Below are 3,432 nucleotides of genomic sequence, written 5' to 3' on the forward strand. Positions count from 1 at the left end.
GGCAGTTTAAGTGGGCGCTCTCCAGCCGTCAGGTGTTTGAGTGGCTGAAGATGACGCGACCCGAAACGCTCACGGATATACAACGTGCAGCCCGCTTCTATTACCTACAACAGAACGCCTTCGGTGCCCGGATCGAAGGCCAAAGCTTCGGCACAGCAACCACCGCACCACCGGGCTTAAACCTGCTGCGCTTGGAGGAGTCGCTTTCGGCTGCCCATCTGCGCTTAGCCAGCACATTCATTGAGCACCTAAGCTGGCAAGACTGCATTGAGCGCTATGATCGACCACACACCCTCTTTTATATGGACCCACCCTACTGGCAGACAGAAGGATATGGGGTACCCTTTGGCATAGAGCAATACGAACAAATGGCGCTCATGCTGGCAAAGCTCAAAGGCAAGGCCATCATCAGCCTCAACGACCACCCAGACATCCGTCGGATCTTCGCGGGCTATCACATCGAAACCACCGACATCCGCTACACCGTCGGCGGCGGAAAAGGCTCAGACGCCAAAGAAGTGCTGATCTTTAGTTGGGATGTGGAGGCGGAGCCAGCGGGGTTGTTTTAACCAAGAAGAGAGATAGGTATGGAGATCGGAGCAGCGGTATCAGCTGTAAAGGGAGCGCTTGACCTAGCGCGTGCGGCCAAGGATGTAAACGACCATGCGCAGCTCAATGCAGCAATGAGTGACATCATGGACAAGCTCACTACAGCGCAGGGCGATCTCCTTGACCTCGTAATAGATCACTATCAGCTTATTAAGGAGAACAGAGAGCTAAAACAACGGCTGAGTAATAAAGATCTATTCAGTCAGTACCGTCTAGTACAAGTAGCAGCAGGTGACTACATAATGTCACTGAAGGACGAATACGTATCAGATGAACAACCAGTCCATGCCATCTGTATTAAGTGTAAGAGCGAGGATCGTTTATCAATCATGACCGAAGATGAATTTTCGTATCAATGTCCATCTTGTGAGCACTATGTCTTTCAATGAAGCAACTTTTGCCTTCACGTTATGGGTCTACGCTCACTCAAAGCGCAATGCCAAAAATGCCGCAAAATTTAGAGCATTGTGTTTCTATTCGCTGTGCCAAATGTGGCGCAAGGAAGTGCCAAATGTGGCGCGCGCTTACAGAAAGACCGGCGCATTCAATAGAGAGCATGCTTGGCAGGAAACGCAGAGCCTAGAAACGAAAAAACCCCTGACGAATCAGGGGTTTTAGTATCGAGGTGGCGGAGGGATAGGGATTCGAACCCTAGATAGGCTATTAACCTATGCCGGTTTTCAAGACCTACACGTTAGGGAAGCACACGCCCTAACCAACTGAATTTTATAAACTAATACGCTGGGCGCAGTGTGTACCGTTTGACCAACTTTCTCAAAATTAAGCAGCTAGACACATTAATATGCAAGTCGCTGGCACATTCTGGACACATAGTCTTTCAGCTGACTAAATTATGCGTGCGAGACAATATCGGGCGTTCCTTGAGCAATCGTGGACTCTAGCCGTAAACAGCAGACACTTAAGAATATAAATAAATATTAAGAATTACCTCTAGAATCAGCTAATAAATTATAAAAATCATTACGTTTTGTCAGACAATCCCACCAATATTCATCTACAATTTCTTTATAATCGCGACTCAATCTCATCTCTTTAATTTTCATAGCATAGCTAAGGTTTTTCTCGAAGTCGTTGGGATAAAAGAGATTCATATAATCTAACTCTAAGTCATTATTTAGCATTTTCTCCCTAATTTCGTCTATAATATTTTTTTCTATTGATTCTAAATCAGAATAATATCTCTCTTCAATTCTATTAAAATCGGGTCTTTCGCACCGTAACATATCAATATTATTACCAACGAAACTTCTAACTTCTTCAAAATAGCTTTTTGGATACTTACTTCCGCCTATACCCTCTTGTTCTACTTTATCTATAGAACTAAGTATAGATAGATATAAATTTGGCCAGCTATTAGAGGCATCATTATAATAAGTCGAAATTGAAACGTTAAAAGAAGAACCAAACATTCCAAATGTACCCGTCGACTCGGAGACATACGATCTACGAAGGTCAATTATAAAAAGTTCCCAACGAGCATTTTCCAAAGCTATATTTTCACTTACAACTTGTTGTTCAATAACTCTTAGCCTCTCAAGCATCTCCATCTCTCTTGCTGTCGCCAAAGCAATTTCGCTAGCAAGACTGTTGCTTTTCTCTTGTTCATACTGCAACCTATCTCTAACTTCATTTACTTCGTATTCGAGGTTTTCTCTAATCTCAAAGAGTTCTTTTGATTCTTCCTCTATCAAAGCCAAGTTACTTTCTAACAACATTAACTCAGTAGATGCAACTTCATACTCGACACCAATTTTCAATAAATCATCTTCCAACTTTATTCTATCCAATTCTGATTGTGCGTTCTTCTCTTGGAGGAGCTGATACTGAAATGCAGGTCTAACTGTAAATAAGTAGCCGAGAACAACAACAATAAGCGTACCAACTTGGGCAGAGGTGTTTAAAATTCCTAAAAAATTCCGATCCCTCTTTTTAACAATAGGCTTTCTATTTTTAAGATTTGACTTAAGTACCTCTTTTTTATTCATTTGTCTCTTAATCCTAATGATTTTTAGATATTTTCACACCGGAGAATCAAACGTGCAACATTGCAACCCCATTTTCCTGCTCTTACCACAACATCCTATTGATTTAATTAGGATACCTGCCATATTACCCATCAGCCAATACGGCCAATGCGCTCTATAAATATCAACTAGTTACACGGTAGTTTTCACCTAATGAATCAAGCTTTTGTCGCCTTGGCCACTGGCCTTTTTCTGGCAGTCTTCACCGCATCCGAAGCGGCGCCACCCTCTTCGTTCAACGCTGCTAAGCGGTTAGCCGAGCGCGAGGTTTACCATGACCAAAGTGAAACGTTTTATTGTGGTTGCAACTTCGATTTTGAGAACGGCCCCAACCTAGAAAGCTGCGGCTATGAGATCCGTAAACAGCCCGAGCGTGCCAACCGGATAGAGTGGGAACACGTGATGCCCGCCTACGATTTCGGGCGCCAGCGACAATGCTGGCAGGAAGGCGGGCGCGATAACTGTCGGCGCACTGACCCAGTATTTCGAATGGCCGAGGCCGACCTGCATAACTTGGTACCCGCCATCGGTGAGGTTAACGGCGATCGCTCAAACATGCGGTTCGCGATGGCCAATGATCCAATTCACGAATACGGAGCTTGCGAGGTAGCCGTGTCATTTCAAGAGCGCGCTTTTCAGCCGCCGCTACACCGAGTAGGCGACATTGCCCGTATCTACTGGTACATGCGCGACACTTACGGCATCCAGATCAGCAGGCAACAGGGTAATCCCCCCGAAAAATAATCGCGGTGATAAGTGGAATTTTGTACTCTGAACA

Annotated in this window: 4 protein-coding genes; 3 read left to right on the plus strand and 1 reads right to left on the minus strand. The window is 44.6% G+C overall.

The genetic code is table 11. The features are described 5' to 3' along the window. Both CZ787_RS18615 and CZ787_RS18620 read left to right on the plus strand, forming a co-directional pair. Positions 1-569: DNA adenine methylase (locus tag CZ787_RS18615; RefSeq protein ID WP_087112071.1), on the plus strand; the 569-nt coding region annotated here is incomplete at its 5' end. Positions 570-587: 18 nt separating this feature from the next. Then, positions 588-998: a hypothetical protein gene (locus CZ787_RS18620; RefSeq protein ID WP_087112073.1), complete on the plus strand. Its 411-nt coding sequence runs from the start codon at positions 588-590 to the stop codon at positions 996-998. A 549-nt stretch (positions 999-1,547) separates the two neighbouring features. Here the strand turns inward: CZ787_RS18620 and CZ787_RS18625 are convergent. After that, complete coding sequence (locus CZ787_RS18625; protein ID WP_087112075.1) at positions 1,548-2,615, minus strand: hypothetical protein; 1,068 nt, start codon at positions 2,613-2,615, stop codon at positions 1,548-1,550. Positions 2,616-2,807: 192 nt separating this feature from the next. Here CZ787_RS18625 and CZ787_RS18630 point away from each other — a divergent pair, with 192 nt between their 5' ends. Then, positions 2,808-3,398, plus strand: a complete 591-nt coding sequence (locus CZ787_RS18630) for an endonuclease (protein WP_087112077.1) — start codon at positions 2,808-2,810, stop codon at positions 3,396-3,398. Positions 3,399-3,432 lie beyond the last annotated feature (34 nt).

Source organism: Halomonas citrativorans (genome assembly GCF_900163645.1).
GTDB classification, from domain to species: domain Bacteria; phylum Pseudomonadota; class Gammaproteobacteria; order Pseudomonadales; family Halomonadaceae; genus Vreelandella; species Vreelandella citrativorans.

Excerpts from the sequence above, each read along its gene's own strand:
- CZ787_RS18620 (WP_087112073.1), top strand. The coding sequence starts at position 588 with ATGGAGATCGGAGCAGCGGTATCAGCTGTAAAGGGAGCGCTTGACCTA.
- CZ787_RS18625 (WP_087112075.1), bottom strand. The coding sequence starts at position 2,615 with ATGAATAAAAAAGAGGTACTTAAGTCAAATCTTAAAAATAGAAAGCCT.
- CZ787_RS18630 (WP_087112077.1), top strand. The coding sequence starts at position 2,808 with ATGAATCAAGCTTTTGTCGCCTTGGCCACTGGCCTTTTTCTGGCAGTC.